14 protein-coding genes and 3 tRNA genes are annotated in these 16,305 nt (G+C 41.4%); 11 read left to right on the plus strand and 6 right to left on the minus strand.

Features of this window, described 5'->3' with window-relative positions; genetic code table 11:
* Positions 1-2,300, plus strand: a 2,300-nt coding sequence (locus BP549_RS04545) for a hypothetical protein (RefSeq protein ID WP_292378524.1), incomplete at its 5' end; no start/stop codon positions are given.
* Between the two features lie 315 nt (positions 2,301-2,615).
* Here BP549_RS04545 and BP549_RS04550 read toward each other — a convergent pair.
* Positions 2,616-2,828 (minus strand): zinc ribbon domain-containing protein, encoded by a 213-nt coding sequence (locus BP549_RS04550; protein ID WP_292374656.1) that lies wholly within the window; start codon positions 2,826-2,828, stop codon positions 2,616-2,618.
* A gap of 205 nt (positions 2,829-3,033) precedes the next feature.
* Here BP549_RS04550 and BP549_RS04555 point away from each other — a divergent pair, with 205 nt between their 5' ends.
* From BP549_RS04555 to comE, 3 genes are all read left to right on the plus strand, one after another.
* A complete protein-coding gene (locus BP549_RS04555) occupies positions 3,034-3,492 on the plus strand; it encodes a hypothetical protein (RefSeq protein ID WP_292374654.1) in 459 nt (152 codons plus the stop codon).
* Positions 3,493-3,758: 266 nt separating this feature from the next.
* The gene (locus BP549_RS04560; protein WP_292378835.1) at positions 3,759-5,009 is read left to right on the plus strand and encodes a cysteate synthase; all 1,251 of its coding nucleotides are present in this window, start codon (positions 3,759-3,761) and stop codon (positions 5,007-5,009) included.
* A gap of 57 nt (positions 5,010-5,066) precedes the next feature.
* Positions 5,067-6,215 (plus strand): sulfopyruvate decarboxylase subunit beta, encoded by a 1,149-nt coding sequence (gene comE / locus BP549_RS04565; RefSeq protein ID WP_292378526.1) that lies wholly within the window; start codon positions 5,067-5,069, stop codon positions 6,213-6,215.
* 98 nt (positions 6,216-6,313) lie between these two features.
* Here the strand turns inward: comE and BP549_RS04570 are convergent, their stop codons facing one another.
* Positions 6,314-7,630, minus strand: a complete 1,317-nt coding sequence (locus tag BP549_RS04570) for a methanogenesis marker 16 metalloprotein (RefSeq protein WP_292374651.1) — start codon at positions 7,628-7,630, stop codon at positions 6,314-6,316.
* Positions 7,631-7,992: 362 nt separating this feature from the next.
* Here BP549_RS04570 and BP549_RS04575 point away from each other — a divergent pair.
* The 5 genes from BP549_RS04575 (at position 7,993) to BP549_RS04595 (ending at position 9,131) form a co-directional block, all read left to right on the plus strand.
* Positions 7,993-8,066 (plus strand) — tRNA-Val (locus tag BP549_RS04575).
* Between the two features lie 78 nt (positions 8,067-8,144).
* Positions 8,145-8,219: transfer RNA gene (locus BP549_RS04580), tRNA-Phe, on the plus strand.
* 7 nt (positions 8,220-8,226) lie between these two features.
* A tRNA-Gly gene (locus BP549_RS04585) sits at positions 8,227-8,298 on the plus strand.
* Positions 8,299-8,793: 495 nt separating this feature from the next.
* Positions 8,794-8,922, plus strand: a complete 129-nt coding sequence (locus BP549_RS04590) for a hypothetical protein (RefSeq protein ID WP_292374649.1) — start codon at positions 8,794-8,796, stop codon at positions 8,920-8,922.
* Entirely contained in the window at positions 8,919-9,131 is a 213-nt protein-coding gene (locus BP549_RS04595; RefSeq protein ID WP_292374648.1) for a MoaD/ThiS family protein, read from the plus strand. Before BP549_RS04590 ends, BP549_RS04595 begins: the two co-directional genes overlap by 4 nt.
* 556 nt (positions 9,132-9,687) lie before the next feature.
* On the opposite strand, the gene BP549_RS04600 is transcribed toward BP549_RS04595, so the two are convergent.
* Positions 9,688-10,086, minus strand: coding sequence for a transcriptional regulator protein (locus tag BP549_RS04600; protein WP_048105677.1), 399 nt, complete (start codon positions 10,084-10,086; stop codon positions 9,688-9,690).
* Between the two features lie 1,036 nt (positions 10,087-11,122).
* Between BP549_RS04600 and BP549_RS04605 the strand changes: the two genes are divergently transcribed.
* Both BP549_RS04605 and BP549_RS04610 read left to right on the plus strand, forming a co-directional pair.
* Entirely contained in the window at positions 11,123-11,551 is a 429-nt protein-coding gene (locus BP549_RS04605) for a MarR family winged helix-turn-helix transcriptional regulator (RefSeq protein WP_292378528.1), read from the plus strand.
* Positions 11,548-12,948, plus strand: coding sequence for an MATE family efflux transporter (locus tag BP549_RS04610; protein WP_292378531.1), 1,401 nt, complete (start codon positions 11,548-11,550; stop codon positions 12,946-12,948). The genes BP549_RS04605 and BP549_RS04610 overlap by 4 nt, the downstream gene beginning before the upstream one ends.
* A gap of 263 nt (positions 12,949-13,211) precedes the next feature.
* Here the strand turns inward: BP549_RS04610 and truD are convergent, their stop codons facing one another.
* From truD to pth2, 3 genes are all read right to left on the minus strand, one after another.
* On the minus strand, positions 13,212-14,528 hold the full coding sequence (gene truD, locus BP549_RS04615) for a tRNA pseudouridine(13) synthase TruD (RefSeq protein WP_292378534.1): 1,317 nt from the start codon (positions 14,526-14,528) through the stop codon (positions 13,212-13,214).
* 40 nt (positions 14,529-14,568) lie between these two features.
* Positions 14,569-15,795: a transglutaminase-like domain-containing protein gene (locus BP549_RS04620; RefSeq protein WP_292378536.1), complete on the minus strand. Its 1,227-nt coding sequence runs from the start codon at positions 15,793-15,795 to the stop codon at positions 14,569-14,571.
* A 126-nt stretch (positions 15,796-15,921) separates the two neighbouring features.
* Positions 15,922-16,269, minus strand: coding sequence for a peptidyl-tRNA hydrolase Pth2 (gene pth2, locus BP549_RS04625; protein ID WP_292374640.1), 348 nt, complete (start codon positions 16,267-16,269; stop codon positions 15,922-15,924).
* Positions 16,270-16,305 lie beyond the last annotated feature (36 nt).

Consider the following 16,305-nt stretch of genomic DNA (forward strand, 5'->3'; position numbering starts at 1 on the left):
AGGCTAAACAAAGGTACGAAAAAACATTAGCGATTTACACAGAGCCGATGCAGTATCTGACTATAGGTAGAAAGTCCCATTCGATAATGAAACTTATTGAGTTAAATACAGAGCAGGCAAAATCTGAAACTAATTCTCACCGCCAAATCAAATATCTAGAGAAAGCGTATCAAATTTGCAAAAACAATCAGGAATTCTTTAGCAAATATGGGCTGAAGCATGAAAAGAAGCTGGTCATGGAAGCTGGCCTCAGTGCTTATGTAGATTATGTCATAAAAGATATTAGAGAGGAAAAAGACTCGGAAAAAAGGGCAGAAGGATACGAAAAAGCAATTAAAGCACTTGAAAAGTTGGGGAAAATTGAGGATGATGAAGAAGTTGAAAAAATTGCCTCTTCTACTGTTTGTTATCTTGAAGGAAGAAAACTGGTCAATGAAGCTCTTGGATCTGAGCAACCGGATCTGGAGTTGATCAAGCAGGCTACAAATCAGTTCAAGGACGCAAAAGAGACTTACAAAAAAGCAAATGTTTGCTACTGCATTTATATCGGATTGCTTAAAATTCTGGAAAATGTAGAACTCTTTGAAGAGGAAAACGGCTCGAAAGCAAAAGAAATGATTAATCAAGTAATTGAAATCCTTCCCGAAAATATTGATTCAGGAATAAGAGCTGCGTTTGAAGAAATTGCAAAAATATTCGATGAAAAGAACATAAAGAACCGTAAAAAGCATCTGGAAGAATTTGACGGAAAAATAAGATCTATTGAGTACAAAGCGCTTGAAAACCTCTTCGGGCATGTTCAAAAGAAGCTCAAAGACTACATAGAGGAGCCTTTTAGCCCTAATCTCTTTTATAGCAATTGGAAGCTTAGAATCACATTTGATGCTGAGAAGATAAAAGGCAAACTGACAGTAAAAACCGGAAATAAGATTCTTTTCGACCGAGCGCTGAACAGGGAAGAAATCAAAGACAATGCAATTGAAATTGATTATATGGAAATAAGGTATGTCCCAAGCAGCGAGGATGTAATTATCTTTGAAACTTCTACTCAGAAATCAGTGGTTAGAGATCTTGATTACTCAGAAACGATAAGTAAAAACAAAAAAGCTCGAATCTTTTTACATGATTGCTGTAACGGTGTCTGTGCCGCTGGTGATTTGAAAGTTGCAGCTGTACAGTTGAAATATGATGTGTATGGCGAGGACTATGCAGTAAAAATTCTGGAAAGTGAAGCCTATAAAAGAAAAGTAATGACAATACTTGAGGCTGTTAAAGAAGAAGCTAATATTGTCGTATTCCCTGAATTTTCGATACCATTTGACTACCTCGAAGATATACAGAAATATGCTAACGAAACCGGGATAATTGTTTTCGCAGGTACACACTACGTTACGGAGGAAAATCTTGAAAAATACGAAATATTGTTTTCTTCTGATTTTGGAGAAGAAGATTTTCGAAAGAATATCTGTCCAATTGTAATACCAAATTCAAGAATAATACACAGCGAAAAGATGTTCGGAGCAAAAGAAGAACGTGACCTATTTTTCCATAAAGGAATGAAACAGGGAAAAGTCAATCATATTTTTAAGTTGCGGGATAATCTTAACCTTGGAGTTCTTATCTGCTTCGAATACCTTAATGACGAACTGAGACACCGCCTGATTTCTGCCTGTGATGCAATTCTTGTACCTCAGACGAATCCTAATCCTTCAAGATTCTATGGCGTCGCAAAGAATGATCTGAATAGTCCTCTTTGTGCCGGAAACAAGGCATGTATAATGGCTAATGGCATTTTCAGGATAGGAAAAACGAAAGAGGGAATTGAGGAAGGGTTATCCGGCATGAAAAAGGAATTTGAAGGAGGATCATCCGGCATTTTATTAACTCTCGACAAAGACTCGTATAAAATGCAGGACGAGGGAATAATCTCCCACGTTAAAGATCAAAAAGAGCAGTTTATTTTGCTGGCTACAATAAATACTCAATTTTCCGCTTCAAGAGACGTGCAATCCGGACATGAGCCAATAAAAACATCGTTTATACATATCTTTGAAGAGAAAGAAATACGCCTTTTCAAAAGCGAAAGTATTACCAAAGAGAATTCCGAAGAATTTTTGGCTCTGATAGGAAATATTAGTGCTTGTAAAGACCGAAAAGAAATTAAAACTCTGATAGAAAAAAACAGCTCTCTAATTAAGAAATACTCACCGCTTATGCATGAAAATACTAAGAACCTGAATAATCTGGATTTTGAGGAAATAAAGAAAAAATGCCGGTGCATCCTTATTTCGGCCAGCTAAAAGGTACAAAAATTCTGTTCTGGTTCGTTTCAATTCTCATTCTGTGATTTTAAATATTCAATTTTGTACAGGCCGCTCTCCTTCGTCGAGCGTGACAAGAACGGCCTGATGTGATGAATATGGTTGTATGGGTCAGATTATAAGTAATTCAGTCCTCTTGAGCGGAGCGAAAAGGACTTCGTGCTCCCGAAGCGAAACTCGGGCGTGAAAAAGCTCCCGTAAAGACGCCACTCTCTAGTCCCAAGTAATAGACGGTCAAAAAACGAAAGAAGGGAGAAAAAGTAATTTCCACTAAAAAACTTCTATATCGGCTCATTACGATGTGAACAGGTCGAAAATATTCCCCAGCATGCTACTGTCTGTCTGATAAAATTCGGTGTATTTGCAGCGCTTGCAGGTGACATGAGTGAATTTCTTGTTCTGGACATCGAAGAGTTTACTGAGAAAGCCGCCTGTGGTGCGGATCTCACCGGTTTCGTAGGAGGTGTTCCCGCATTTGGGGCACACGAAGTTAAATTCTTTGCTCATTCTCTGGTCTCGCTATTATTTTGGTATCCTTATTTGAGTCTCATTATTTTTAGTCTCTTTATTTGTATTCTTGTTTTTATCTTACTGGAACCTCACTGGAAATTGCCAGTTAATCAGGGGTAGCTTCAATCTGGCAATATTTAACATTATTGCAAAAACATAGGAAAGAGATATTAGAATAAAAGATAATTACTGCGTAAGAGCTATGAAAACAAAAGCTATGATTACAATCGCCCTGTTAATCTCGGCTGTGCTGATGGCTGCAAGGGTATCCCCGGGAATTGATAATGATCAGTTCAGGGAAGGGAAGTATATTCACCTTGACAGTATGGAAATTGCATTCAGTAAAACTGATGCAGACATCAGTATTGAATACCATCTGAGTCCTTTTGCTCAGACTTACATATTTCTTTTCGGAAGCAAACATCTGGAGCCCAAGATAAAAGATATTTTCTTTGACTTTGATAACGTGGAAGTCAAGGAGATAGGGAGAACAAGTGCTTCGCTCCAGATACTAAACATTTCTAGGAAAGAGGCCGGAAACTACCTGTGTGATCCTTACGAATTAGGAATACAATCTGATAGCCTTACCTTTGTTTATCCTCCCAAAGGCGTGAAAAAGAGTTATGAAAATGTGAGAGTTACTCCGCCGGTCTTTTATTAAGTAAAAGAGAAGAGTTGATATAAATTACCTGCTTAACATTAATTACCCATTTACTTTTAGTTTCTTCTACTTCCTCAACCCTTTCTTCTCCCAACTACCTCTTTTTATTTTACTCATTTGTTAATCCGATAAAGTGATTCTCTTCTCATTAGTAAGGTTTAATATCCGGATAAGACAACTAATTTAAAAACGTAACACAAAAAGGACATTTTATACATATTTCAGGAATGTATTTTTAATAAGAAACCCAATTTCCTTTGATAGCGATGGGAAGATTTAAACTGAAATGTCTTAAGTGCGGAAAAGAATATGGCCAGGAATACAGGCTCATGTGTGAGAATGATGACTCCTTTTTGCGGGCGAACTACTCCGAAAAAAGACTGGAACTAAGAAACCAGCCAGGCATTGGAAGGTTCCATTCCTGGCTTCCAGTTCAGGAAGAACTTACTACGGATGCAGGACCTATAACTTACAAAAGTGAAGCTTTTGCCAGAGAACTCGGGCTTTCAAACCTTTATATCGGGTTCAGCGGTTATTGGCCTGAAAGGGAGGCTTTCACTAAAACCTGCAGTTTTAAAGAGCTAGAAGCCCACCCGACCATGCAGCTCCTGAAAGAGACCGGAGGAAAAGCCTTAGTACTTGCCTCTGCTGGAAATACCGGCCGGGCCTTTGCGCACGTCTCGGCTTTGACAGGAATTGATGTCTATATAGTTGTACCGGATTCCGGAGCTTCGAATCTATGGCTGCCTGAAGAACCCACTGAATCTATTCATCTCATCAGTATGAGTCCAGGAAATGATTACACTGATGCTATTAATCTCGCAGGCCGGATTGCAAAGCTGCCTGGCATGGTTTCCGAAGGCGGAGCAAGAAATATCGCTAGAAGAGACGGAATGGGCACTGTAATGCTGGATGCAGCATTAACTATAGGAAAAATGCCTGACCACTATTTCCAGGCAGTAGGAAGCGGTACAGGAGGAATTTCAGTATGGGAAGCTGCAATACGCCTCAGGGCCGATGGGCGATTCGGACAAAAACTCCCGAAACTTCAGCTTGCCCAAAACCTTCCTTTTGTTCCCATGTACAATGCCTGGCAAGAAAAAAGAAGAGAAATTATTCCAGAACTTGACATGAAGGATGCAAAGAAACAGGTAGAAGAAACCTATGCTACCGTGCTTACCAACCGTACTCCTCCGTATGGGGTCACGGGCGGGTTATACGATGCGCTTGTCGATACCGACGGAATAATGTACTCAATTACTAGAGAAGAAGCCCTTGAAGCTAAGGCCCTTTTTGAATCCCTGGAAGGAATCGATATCCTGCCCCCGTCAGCAGTTGCGACCGCTTCCCTATTAAAAGCCGTGGAAGCAGGAAACGTTGGAAAGGATGAAACTATTCTTCTGAATCTTGCAGGCGGAGGATACGAACGTCTGAAAGAAGACTTCACACTTTACCAGATCGAGCCAGTAGCTACTGCCAAAAATTCTGATATTCCATTAGAAGAACTTAATCTCTGAATGCGAAATAACTCTGAAGAAGAAATGTATGAAAAAGAAAGCTGAAGAGGCATGTGCATGGCAAATCCGGAAGAAGAAGTCATAGCAATAATGAAAAAGGCAGGTATCGATCTTGCCGCAACTCTTCCCTGTGACAGGATTAAAAACCTGCTTCCCCTGGTTTCTGAGAATTTTCCTGAAATCAGGTTAACAAGAGAAGAAAACGGTGTGGGCATTTGTGCCGGGGTTTACCTTGCAGGGGGGAAGCCCATGATGCTTATCCAGAGCACAGGGCTTGGGAACATGATCAATGCTCTCGAATCCCTGAACGTGATCTGCAGGATTCCCTTACCTGTTCTGGCAAGCTGGCGTGGGGTTTATAGTGAAGGCATCGAAGCCCAGGTTCCTCTTGGGTCTCATCTCCCGGCAATCCTTGAAGGAGCAGGGCTGGAATATACAATAATTGACGAAGCCGAAAAACTCCCTCTCCTTGAAACCGTGATAAAAGACGCTTTTGAGAACCTCAGGCCACATATAGCCCTGATTTCCCCGAAAGTTTGGGAAGGTTCGGATTGCTGTGCCTGGGAAGCGGCGGGACTGCCCGAAAAACCGGAGCTTATGGAAAGAACCTGCAGTTTTAATCTTACAAGGGAAACCCTCAAGCCAGTAATGCTAAGGAATGATGCTATCTGCGCAATTGCTTCTCAACTTGATGACGAAATTACGGTAACAAATCTGGGGGTTCCCTGCAAGGAACTTTATGCCTGCAAGGACCGGGAGCTCAATTTCTATATGTTTGGCTCAATGGGGCTCGTTTCGTCGATAGGCCTTGGCCTTGCTCTTCTAACCGAGAAGATGGTTGTGACCTTTGATGGGGACGGTAGCCTGCTTATGAATCCCAATGCCCTGCTCGAAATTGCCAGAGAAGCCCCGAAAAATCTTATAATTATCGGCCTTGACAATGGTGCATATGGTTCTACAGGTTCGCAGGAAACCTGCGCCCTTCGTTATATTGACCTGGAAACTTTTGCAACAGCCTGCGGAATTCAGAATACGGCTAAAGTAAACAGTCCAGAGGGGTTAATAGAAGCTTTCAGGAAGTTTCGTGCCATGCAGGAACTTTCCTTTATCCATGTAATCCTGAAGCCTGGAAATACAAAAGCTCCCAATATCCCCCTGAGCCCTGAAGAGGTTACAAAACGTTTTAAAGAGGCTTTAAAAGCCTGAAGGCCGAAGATATTTCAAAAACAAAGGGATTATGAAAACAAGCATCTAAAAATAAAAATCACAAGTTACAAGAATATGTAAAGGAGAGAAGAACGTTGTCACTCTCTCCAGCTTATTTTTTCTACAGGCTCACTAAGCCTAAATCTTCCTGTGAGAATTTTCTCTTTGAGTTCTTCGGCCGCCAGAATTGCCCTTGCGCGATCGGACTGGCGCAAGGTTACCTTAATGTCCCTGAGGCAGCCTCCGGTTGCGCACCTGACAGAGCCCAGGTTTGCACTGAATGCTTCCCCCCTGCACTTTGAGATACAGAGCCCGCAGTTAAAGCAAAATTCCGGACTGTGTACAGCTCCGTTTTCTCCTCGGCTTACCGCACCCATGGGACAGGCTTCGATTACAAGGCAATCCTTACAATTAAGGCATTTTTCGGGCTCGTACTTAATATTCATGTCCACATTATCCCATACATCCCCGTAGGTGATTTCACAAAGTGGGATTCGCCCTGCTAGGTCTACGAGCTTCAGCGGGATTTTCTTATCCAGCTTCAGGATATTTTCCAGTATTCCTTCGTGAAGAATCGGAATCGGGACAGCCCAGGTATTGATTATTTCAGGGCCGGCAGAAGTTTTGAAGCCTCCCATGTACTCAGGGGTCATGTCATGCATGTCCGCAAAACCAGTCAGGTTAGGATTATCAGGAGCGCTTCGAGTGCCAGCCCCAGTAACAAATCCATCCGCTCCATTGAAAAGTACTCTTGTTCCGATTCCTATGGTCTCTAGCTTGGGATCGTTTTCGATTGGATTTAACTCGCCACAGCCACAAAACGTCATTTCCTTAAACTCACCTTCAAACGGCAGGGCATGGAAGATAGTTTTGATAGGCTCTTTTCCGGGATTTACAAATGCCCTATAATTCTTAAAAGCATGTCTTGTTGCATTGAGTTTCGCATAGGGGATATCGGATAGCCGCGTTTCTACCGAGAAGCGTTTTCCTTCACTGGTAGTCACATCAACTTTAACGTTTTTTCCTTCTACCAGTTCTCTGAACAGGTGTCCGCCTCCGTAATTAGGATCAAACTTACTGTGAGCGGTTCCGAGTACGATTAGGTCCAAAATTCCAAGCCTTTCGTTAGGGCAGGGACCTACAACTGCCGGCACGCCGTTTAGCAGGACTTCAGATGCCTTTACAAATGAGTCAGGCTCTGAAACTTTGAACGAAAGTACGGCATAAGTTCCGCTCATAATGCCGCGTGTTGCAGTTGTTACAACATCCACGTCTTCGAGCTTTATCTCCTCTCCTGCTCGAATTCTCTCGCTAATTTCCGCAGCGGTAAGAACAACTGCGTTTCCCTCATCAATTTTATTCTGGATTTCCGAGATTGTCCGGGACGTCCCTGTATTATCAAATGCTCCGTTCATGTTTCCCTCACCCGGGATATTGAATTCATCCTATTTTAGTGACATGTTCGTTCTTAAAGGGGTAGGATTTCCTAGAATAGTGTTTAAAAAACAGATTAAAAAGAGGCCATTAGTAAAGAATAAAATAAGTAAAGAAGGAAATAAGGAATGAAAGATTTTTAAGGATTGAGCAGAGGATAAATTTGAGCCGGGATTTCAAAGTATGAGGTAACAGCGAAAAAACACTTGATAAGAGTGTAAAGTCCTTTGTCTTTCGAGGCTGATTGATATAGAAGTAATCCAAACCACCCAAAACTTATATAAATGATGATGCGTACTATGGAGTTGCACTTTGGTGCGAAAAACGTAAGCAACAAGCTAATGGGCTCGTGGTCTAGACGGTTATGACGTCGCCTTGACATGGCGGAGGTCCTGAGTTCGAATCTCAGCGGGCCCACTAAAAAATTTTCCGGAGCTTTTTTCGGAAAATAAAAGCAGGCTACTACTCTTACATAGATATCAAACTTATCTGCCTGCCCAGGTAGCTCAGTGGGAGAGCGCTGCCCTGAAGAGGCAGTTGTCCCCGGTTCGAATCCGGGTCTGGGCACCATCATAGGACATCAGTAGTGTAGCGGTCATCACCGGGCGTTGCCAACGCTCGAACCCGGGTTCGAATCCCGGCTGGTGTATACTTATTCTCCGAGTCAATTTCCAATTCTATTTACTTTTAAGAAAAAAAGTAAGCTTTTAAAGTTTTTTGTCTTTTCTTCTTACTTATTCTTTTTTAGCGCCATTTTTCCGGACAGATCCTATATTAAAATTTTTTGCTTTGAGTTTGAAATATTTGTTATATTGACCAGTTACACAATTAAACTTTAATTTCTAAATAATTATCTATAAAGCTCGTCTCATAATATTAGTGCCTTATCTTTTATTGTCAATACTTTGAGTGATATCCAGTTCAATGTTAACCTATGGTTAAACCTTTTTTTTAGTGTGAATAGTTACTATAGAGTTTGAAAGTATAATATGTTAACTAACTTATTGTCAACCAAAAAATTAATTAAAATAAAAAATCATTATAATTATTGGATATACATCTCGAGAAGACAGAGAGACAAGTCTGCTTGAAGAGATCTATACCAACTATGTTGCAAACCTGAAAAATCGTAAGGAGATCTAAAATGACAGGAAAGTTCCAGAAGAGAAATGCAGAACGGAAAGGCATCAGAAAAGAATATGAACTGGAGCAGAAGTTAATAAAGGAAATCGTAGGCGAAATTCAGGTAAGCGGCGGTGGATCAATAGAGTGAGTAAAAAAGTACACATAACAATCCAAGCTGGAGAGATTTCTGAGCAGACCGTAGAAATAGCTGAAAGCGCTACCTACGAAGACCTGCTTAATACTTTGGATATAAATCAGGAAACAGTACTTGTATTAAATGAAGGGAATGCTGTTCCCCTTGACGGGGCAGTCAGTTCTGATAGGCTAACAATCCTCCGAGTTGTCACAGGGGGCTGACCTGCCAGCAAAAGGCAGAACCTCTCATTTATTACAATTTCTTTTTTCCACCTTTTTTAAAAGTCCCTGTTTAGAGTTTTCATTATTGGAAGCTTTTCTTTGAGTTTAAACATTATTTCCTCCCAAATTGCGTGTCAGGATCATGGAAAATTAAATATTTTCTATGAGTTTCTATATAATCACAACAGCACGCTGCTCTTTTTCCTTTTTGGGAACACAATTTCTTTTTTCACTCCTTTCTCAAGCAGACCGATTTAAGATGTAATTAAAGGGGGATAAAAGGAGCTAAAAGGAAATTCATAAGAAAGAGCTGTTAGAAGTAAAAGGCAATTAAGCCTAGAAAAAATAACAATAAAAGGTACGATATTAGGTAAAAAAAGTCTTAAATGAAGTCAATTTTCAGCGCGGATGTTGATTAAGAACAGAAAAATCCAAAAAAGTAAAAACAGGGGCGAAAAATGACGAGAAGAATTTTAAGAGGATTTTTACTTCCATAATGGTCGAATTCCAGAGAAGAATTGTCAGCCATTATGGAGTAAATTTAGTTTGAGGGTCTTTACTTTGTGGGAGTAAGAGGCACCTTTTTACTCATAACCTTCAGCTTCTTAATTGCTGAGATGGTCGCCTGAGATTCTTTGTATATTTTGTCTTCGTAATAACTGATGATCTCGTCAACTGGAGCTGCAAGAGCATAGATTTTTATTGGGCGTCCTTTCCCAGGTTTCTTTTCCGAACGAACGCTAACCCAGGACTGGTTGCGCATCAGTCTCATTGCAAGACTTACTTCGGGTTGTCTTAATCCTGTACTGATTTCTATTTCACGGGATGAAGCCTCGTCAACATTCATAAGATATGCCATAGTTGTAGCGACATTTCTGGACATTCCAAGGTTTCTTAACGTTTCAATAAAAATGTGGTCGTTTTCGTCCAGCACTTTTACTTCATAGTCTTTCATGATAACCCCTTCATACTTTTAATTTAATAGATATGTTTGTCAGTTAAAAAATATTAAGATGATTATTTTTAGACCTTTAAAGAATACTTTTATAATTATCTTTCAAAACTGACAACAATTGCTAAATATATACACTGTTGATATATTTATACGGTAACCTGTTTCGTTTTGAAATTTTAAAGTTAATAAAAAAACGTTTTTACGTGATATAGCGGATTGTTTCCGTTTTAAGTCCAACAACCGGTTATTAAAAACAAACAGCTTATGTTCATAACCGACTACTAGAGCCCCGTTTTATGAGATTGATGGGAAGGGCTTTACAGATTGATCAATTAAACCTGTATACGTATATAATTAGAAGGTTATTCATCTCCAACAATTAATAATGTACTCATACTATTTAAAGTTGTATATATTAAAAAGGAATTGAAAAACTTTCAATTAGCCTTGACATGAGCTACTTTATGAAAATATTGGCATAAAAAATGCATTCTAATATCTTTATTCAAATAAAAAATTTCATGCGTCATAGTAAAAATATTATAATTCTACTGATTAATAATTTGGATCTAGGTTTCAGGGTAAAGTGGAATTCAAGAGTATATTGGAAATTTACATTTTCATTCAGATGAAGGATAAATAATATTCAGATAAAGGAAAACTAATAATCACACTGGTCAAATTAAATTTATAAGTTTCCCTTAAATACCAATCATTTCTCTAAGAAAACAGTCCAAGTTAACTACCCAGCCATCCAAATCTGACGATTTGTGAGATAACTGTTTCCTTTGCTATACCTTATAATTTTGCTTACAAGTCTACAGGCTCTTCCCTACATTTCGTAGATGTCATATAACTATAAGATTTCAATCTTGAAGAGAGTTTTTTGATACACTGTTTCCTGCAGAACCTGTTCTGGAATGAAGAAGCGAATTTTCAATTCTATTTTTTAGCCGAAGAGTATTTTATATATTAATCGACTAACAAGTTAGTTAGCCTAACTAAATATCTTGAATTTCATTTATGGAGAGCGAAAATGGAAATTTCCAAGTTTCTTGAAAAAATGGATCATTATTATCAAAAAAATCTAAAAGAACATGAATTTTTAGAAGAATACAGTGATATCACCTACAACATCTTCCTCTACCTAAGGAAAATTAATTCCCTGGGCAATCCCACAATATCCGAACTGGCAAAGGCTATGGAGGTCAGCAAACCCTCTGCCAGCAACATGGTTTCTAAAATGGTGGATAAAGGCCTGCTGAAAACAAAGGCTTCCCCGAAGGACGGAAGGGTTTGTTTGCTCGAGCTTACCGATAAAGGAAAAAGGGTCATTGAGATCGAAAGTTGGGCTGATATGAAGTTTTTTGAAAAAATCCGGGAAATTCTGGACGAAGAAGAATTTGAGGTTCTGGAAAGAATCTTTGAGAAAATCGCTTCTGGACTCGAAGAGGAAAAAGCATGATTGATGAACGGGAAATGAGGTATGGAAGCATCGGAAAGCTTTTTCTGAAATTCGCTCTACCGGCAACTATTGGATTTATTGTTGCTGGAATCCAGGGAGTCATTGACGGTTTCTTTATCGGGAATGCGGTGGGCAGCCAGGGGCTTGCAGGAGTGACTCTTGCATTTCCTGCACTTATAGCCATAGTTGCAGTAGGCCATATGATTGGGATCGGGACTTCAAGTCTTGTGGCTCTGGCCCGTGGGAGAGGCGATCTTCAGGAAGCCCTCAGGCTTGTACATAATGCTTTTCCCCTGCTCTTACTTGCAGGAATAGGGCTTACTGCCTTCGGGTTGGCTTTTTCGGACTCTTATCTCCGCCTGCTGGGAGCTTCCGGCACGGCCTTTGCCATGGCAAATGCTTATCTCCGTGTCCTTTTTGCAGGTTCGGTATTTATGCTCCTGGCAATTGCCCTTGATCCACTTGTTCGAAACGACGGAAAACCAGGATTTGCCATGATATGTCTGGTTGTGGGTGTTCTCATAAATCTCGGTCTTGACTACATCTTTGTTATGCGCATGGGAATGGGAGTCACAGGGGCTGCCGTAGCCACGGTAATCGCTTTTTCCATTTCCGGAATACTTCTGTCACTCTACCTTTTCAGCAGGTGGGCCGGACTGAGGCTAAATCACCGGGCTTTCTGCCTGGAGCCGAGAACTATTATCAAGATCATGAAAATAGGTCTCCCCTCCTTTGCAATGCAGTTTTCAACTTTCTTCCTACTCTTTACTAACAATTACATGCTGCTTAGATACGGCTCGGAACTTGCGGTTTCAGGCTACGGTATCATAGGTTACGTCTTCTCGATCTTTTCCCTGATCTTTGAAGGAATCGCAGTCGGCACCCAGCCAATTATTGGTTTCAATTATGGGGCGCGCTGTTACTCCAGGGTTGCCGGGACCCTGAAGATAGCTTTCATCTCCTGCCTCGGGACCGGAGCAGCCGGGTTCCTGTTCCTCTCAATATTTCCAGAACAGGTTATCCGTATATTCAACCACGACAGCCCCGAACTCCTGGAAATTACTCTTAACGGTATGGAAATTTTTATATTTTCTCTCCTTGCTCAGGGGACGGTTATGCTCGGTTCAGTGTATTTCCAGTCCATAAACAAGGTCAGATCCGCTCTTTTCATCCAGCTCGGAAAAGTTTTTCTCTTTCTCCTTCCCTTGCTCTTGATTTTACCTCCATTACTTGGCCTTAATGGTGTCTGGCTCGCAACCCCGGCTGCGGAATTCCTAATTTTAATGGTCGTATTGGGCTTGCTCTGGCAGGAGTTTGGTTTCTTCAGAAGTAGAAAACCTTTAAGTGAAGAAGGTCATTGCCCTGCTTCTGAGAGTACATTAACTCCCAACAACTAAAATGAACCAATGCTCCCGAGAACACTGCCTTCAAAAATCCCTGCATAAAGTAGTTAAGGACAACGGTGTCAAGGGGGCAAAAACTACATCATCCTTTTTGAGGTCATAATAGCCCACTATTTCCATTGTGAGCATTGAGGGTACAACAAGTTTTGGGAAACTGATAGCTTCCCGAACTAAAATGAATAGATAGCTGCCTTTAACAACCCGTTTTTCCTACGGACAAATTCTTTTCCAATCCGGCTTGCTAGAGTTATCGGCTCTTAACTCATCTGCAGAGGATCTACCTTCATGTACTCTCGGAGTACGGTTGTTGCGTAACTTCCCTTTGGCAGCATGAATTCAAGCACAGCCTTTGACTTTCCAGGGTTCAGTTCATCATCTTCAACCTCAAATTTTGGTTCAACCTGTAGAATAACTTCCCTGCGAATGCCTTTAGAACTCATTTCAGGAATTTTTTCTATATTGAAACCCTGCAGAGGAACTTTAAATTCATCGAGAACTGCCTGTTCGATCTCTCCCGGAATACAAGAAGCAAACTCCGTATTATATCCCGGAAGGGGGGCGGTTATGAAGGCCCGGTTTCTTTTAATCAGGCGATTCATGGCATTTACGGTTTCTGCTGTGACTTTTTCGGTCTTTGAAGAATCCGGCAGGCCAAGTTCATTCTTGAAACAGACAATATCGCCTTCTACAGCTTCGTTTAAGGGGAGTCCCTTCTCGATTCGTCTACACAGAATTGTATTATATATATAGGACTGGTAGCCATGCACAAACATTCTGTAGAGGTTTTTCGGGAGAACAAGAAAAGCGCCTGCAAAGTCGTCCGGGTTTGCTATCAGGTGGTTCATCATTGCTCTTTCATGACCAAGGCGGAGAGGATATGTTTTTAATCCTTCTTTGAAGTCGCGAGTCTCTTTAACAAACTGGCGGGCTTCCTTTGTTTCTTCCGGCTCATCTGGGAAGGGTTCGGCGATATAGAGCAGGGCAGCTTTTTCAAAATCTCCTTCAACAATAGCTTTTCCTACCAGATGTGTAACAGGGCGTACAGAGCCGAAGCGCTGTATCCCGAAGAAATTCGGGACGCCGCCCTGAGCCAGGATCTCATTTGTAGTCTTTTCAAGCAGTTTGTCTGTTTCCTCCCGCGAATGGGTTATATTTCGGACGGTAATTCTGAAATCGTTTCCCCACAGGTCTCCGAGTTCAACGGACTTTCGGGAGCGGCCCAGGACTTTCAGCTCTATGTCTTTTAAATGGATCTTCTCAATTTCCGGGGTGTCAATATCAAAAATGCTGATTTTCTGAGTGGTAAGTGCACGTTTGTCTTTTGTGCCTGCAACGCTGATTCTCTTCTGGCTTATCTGGAGGATTTTTGCGAGAGTCCGGGTCAGGTGATGTGTATCCCAGTCACGTTTTACGAGTTCAAGAATAAGGTATTTCCCTTCTTGCCCTTCTTTTCTGTTCGTAATCTCTCTAACCATAAAATCTTCCACTTCCTGGCGAAGCTGTCCTCCTAGGCCGTCAGTATCTGTGGAGTAAAGATTTATTCCGATCTGTTTTTCAATTTCCGGCACCTGCATGGGTTAAAAACACTCCTCTATTACATATATGGTGAAAATTTTATAAAGGCCATCTGGGGTTGATATCTATAGCCTTTATTTCGCTCGTGTTTACGAAAGTCCAGCTTCTGCATGCTTCATTTCCTTCAGCGGCTTTAACTCTTGCCTGGGCAGTTTTTCCAGGAAGCCCACCTGCATAAAGGCTTGAAGTCGGGTCGAGCATAAGCCAGGAACCGTATTCATCGGTCAGGTAATTCACATCAACGTTTCCGTAATATGCCCTGACCCCTTCGACTGCAGCATTTGTCGCATCGGTTCCATTGCCAATGTAAACCGCTGCAAAGGCATGGCTGTTGGTCAGGTAAACTCTGGTTGTGCCTCCTACAGCTTCGAGCATGGACGAAAGGAGAATTGCCTGGTCTTCACAGTCTCCGGCTTCTATTCTTAGAGTCACGTTGGCAGGCTCCCAGATGTCATTGCCTCTAGGATCGCTGACATATTCTATTTTCTCATTTACCATGTCAAAAAGGGCACATACCTGATAAATATTGTATGCTCCTGGATATGAACGAGCCACCTGGGCTGCCTTACTCCTTACATCAGGCTCGGCTGGCTCCACAAGTCTATTTATGGTTTCAAAGTAAGATGAGGGATTGTATCGGTACACAGGATTCGATTTTTCTGGCATTGGCTTCAGGTTTACAGTGAAGTTTTTAAGGGGATATGGTCCGTAGTCGTGCCATTTTCCTTCTGAGGTCGAGGCAAGCAACCAGAGGATAATATTGAAATTGGCTCTTTCTTCTTCAGGGATCTGAACTGCAATTACTCCGATATTCTGCTCTTCACCGGGATTGATCAAAACTCCGCAGTCCTCTGAATAAATTAGGTTTTCGGAAGCATTAACTGAAACCCCGTACCTATCAATAAATATTGGGTTTCGCCCTTCATTTTTTATGCTGATTTTAACATAGCCCATTCCTCCCTGGAAAAATTCTGAAGTCTGATAGTTGCTGTTCAGGGAAAAACCAGGCTGCAATGGAGTTCTCAAGATGGGAGTTAGTTCGCTTTCTCTGGGGGAATATGTGGGTGTTGCCGGGAAAGTAAATGAAGTCGGTTCAGGTGTAAAAGCGCCATTCTTGCTTCCGGAACCCAGGCCTAAGGATATATAATCTGTTACCTCATCTCTAAAATTCTCTATAGAATCCGAAGCGGTGAGTGCTGCGAGTACAAGGCATACGCATAAAACAGCAATTATTGAGGCTGCCTCTTTTCCTCCTGAATTCTTCATGATCTCCTCCTGAATTGAACACAGACAGAACCTCTTTCCTAATCGGAGGAGCTATCGTTTAGATAGCCTCGGCTCGGTTTAATTTTAGTGCAGTTTTCCCAAACATGGTTTTCAGGTTCCTCGCACTTAAACAAGTTTAAGGTCCCGCGTAATTTTATCTATAAGCTCTTCTTTTGCCGGCCCTATTCCGAGGACTGTAACCGTTCCCGGAGGAATTTCAGTAAGTCCTGCATCCTGTATAAGAGCAGTAGGTAACCCTTCCCTTCTTGCCTTTTCCTTAAGCTCATAAAGGTCCTTAAGGGTAGGGACTTTGAGGACAATTTTTTTCTGCCCGCCTTCCTTCCATTTTTCAAGATCACTTTTGCTTGCCCACTCGGCAGCAGAAATGGCAGCATGAGCTACCTGTACTGCAAACTTACCTTTGGAAAGCTTCAGGTCATCCCGGGTAACTATACACTGTTTATATTCACTCATCTTTTGCCTCGGGCTTATTGAAGGTCAGTCTGTTTC

The sequence above is a fragment of the Methanosarcina sp. UBA289 genome (genome assembly GCA_002496565.1).
GTDB lineage: Archaea > Halobacteriota > Methanosarcinia > Methanosarcinales > Methanosarcinaceae > Methanosarcina.

Excerpts from the sequence above, each read along its gene's own strand:
- BP549_RS04550 (WP_292374656.1), bottom strand. The coding sequence starts at position 2,828 with ATGAGCAAAGAATTTAACTTCGTGTGCCCCAAATGCGGGAACACCTCC.
- BP549_RS04620 (WP_292378536.1), bottom strand. The coding sequence starts at position 15,795 with ATGAAGAATTCAGGAGGAAAAGAGGCAGCCTCAATAATTGCTGTTTTA.
- pth2 (WP_292374640.1), bottom strand. The coding sequence starts at position 16,269 with ATGAGTGAATATAAACAGTGTATAGTTACCCGGGATGACCTGAAGCTT.
- comE (WP_292378526.1), top strand. The coding sequence starts at position 5,067 with ATGGCAAATCCGGAAGAAGAAGTCATAGCAATAATGAAAAAGGCAGGT.
- BP549_RS04560 (WP_292378835.1), top strand. The coding sequence starts at position 3,759 with ATGGGAAGATTTAAACTGAAATGTCTTAAGTGCGGAAAAGAATATGGC.
- BP549_RS04590 (WP_292374649.1), top strand. The coding sequence starts at position 8,794 with ATGACAGGAAAGTTCCAGAAGAGAAATGCAGAACGGAAAGGCATCAGA.
- BP549_RS04555 (WP_292374654.1), top strand. The coding sequence starts at position 3,034 with ATGAAAACAAAAGCTATGATTACAATCGCCCTGTTAATCTCGGCTGTG.
- truD (WP_292378534.1), bottom strand. The coding sequence starts at position 14,528 with ATGCAGGTGCCGGAAATTGAAAAACAGATCGGAATAAATCTTTACTCC.
- BP549_RS04605 (WP_292378528.1), top strand. The coding sequence starts at position 11,123 with ATGGAAATTTCCAAGTTTCTTGAAAAAATGGATCATTATTATCAAAAA.
- BP549_RS04610 (WP_292378531.1), top strand. The coding sequence starts at position 11,548 with ATGATTGATGAACGGGAAATGAGGTATGGAAGCATCGGAAAGCTTTTT.
- BP549_RS04570 (WP_292374651.1), bottom strand. The coding sequence starts at position 7,630 with ATGAACGGAGCATTTGATAATACAGGGACGTCCCGGACAATCTCGGAA.
- BP549_RS04600 (WP_048105677.1), bottom strand. The coding sequence starts at position 10,086 with ATGAAAGACTATGAAGTAAAAGTGCTGGACGAAAACGACCACATTTTT.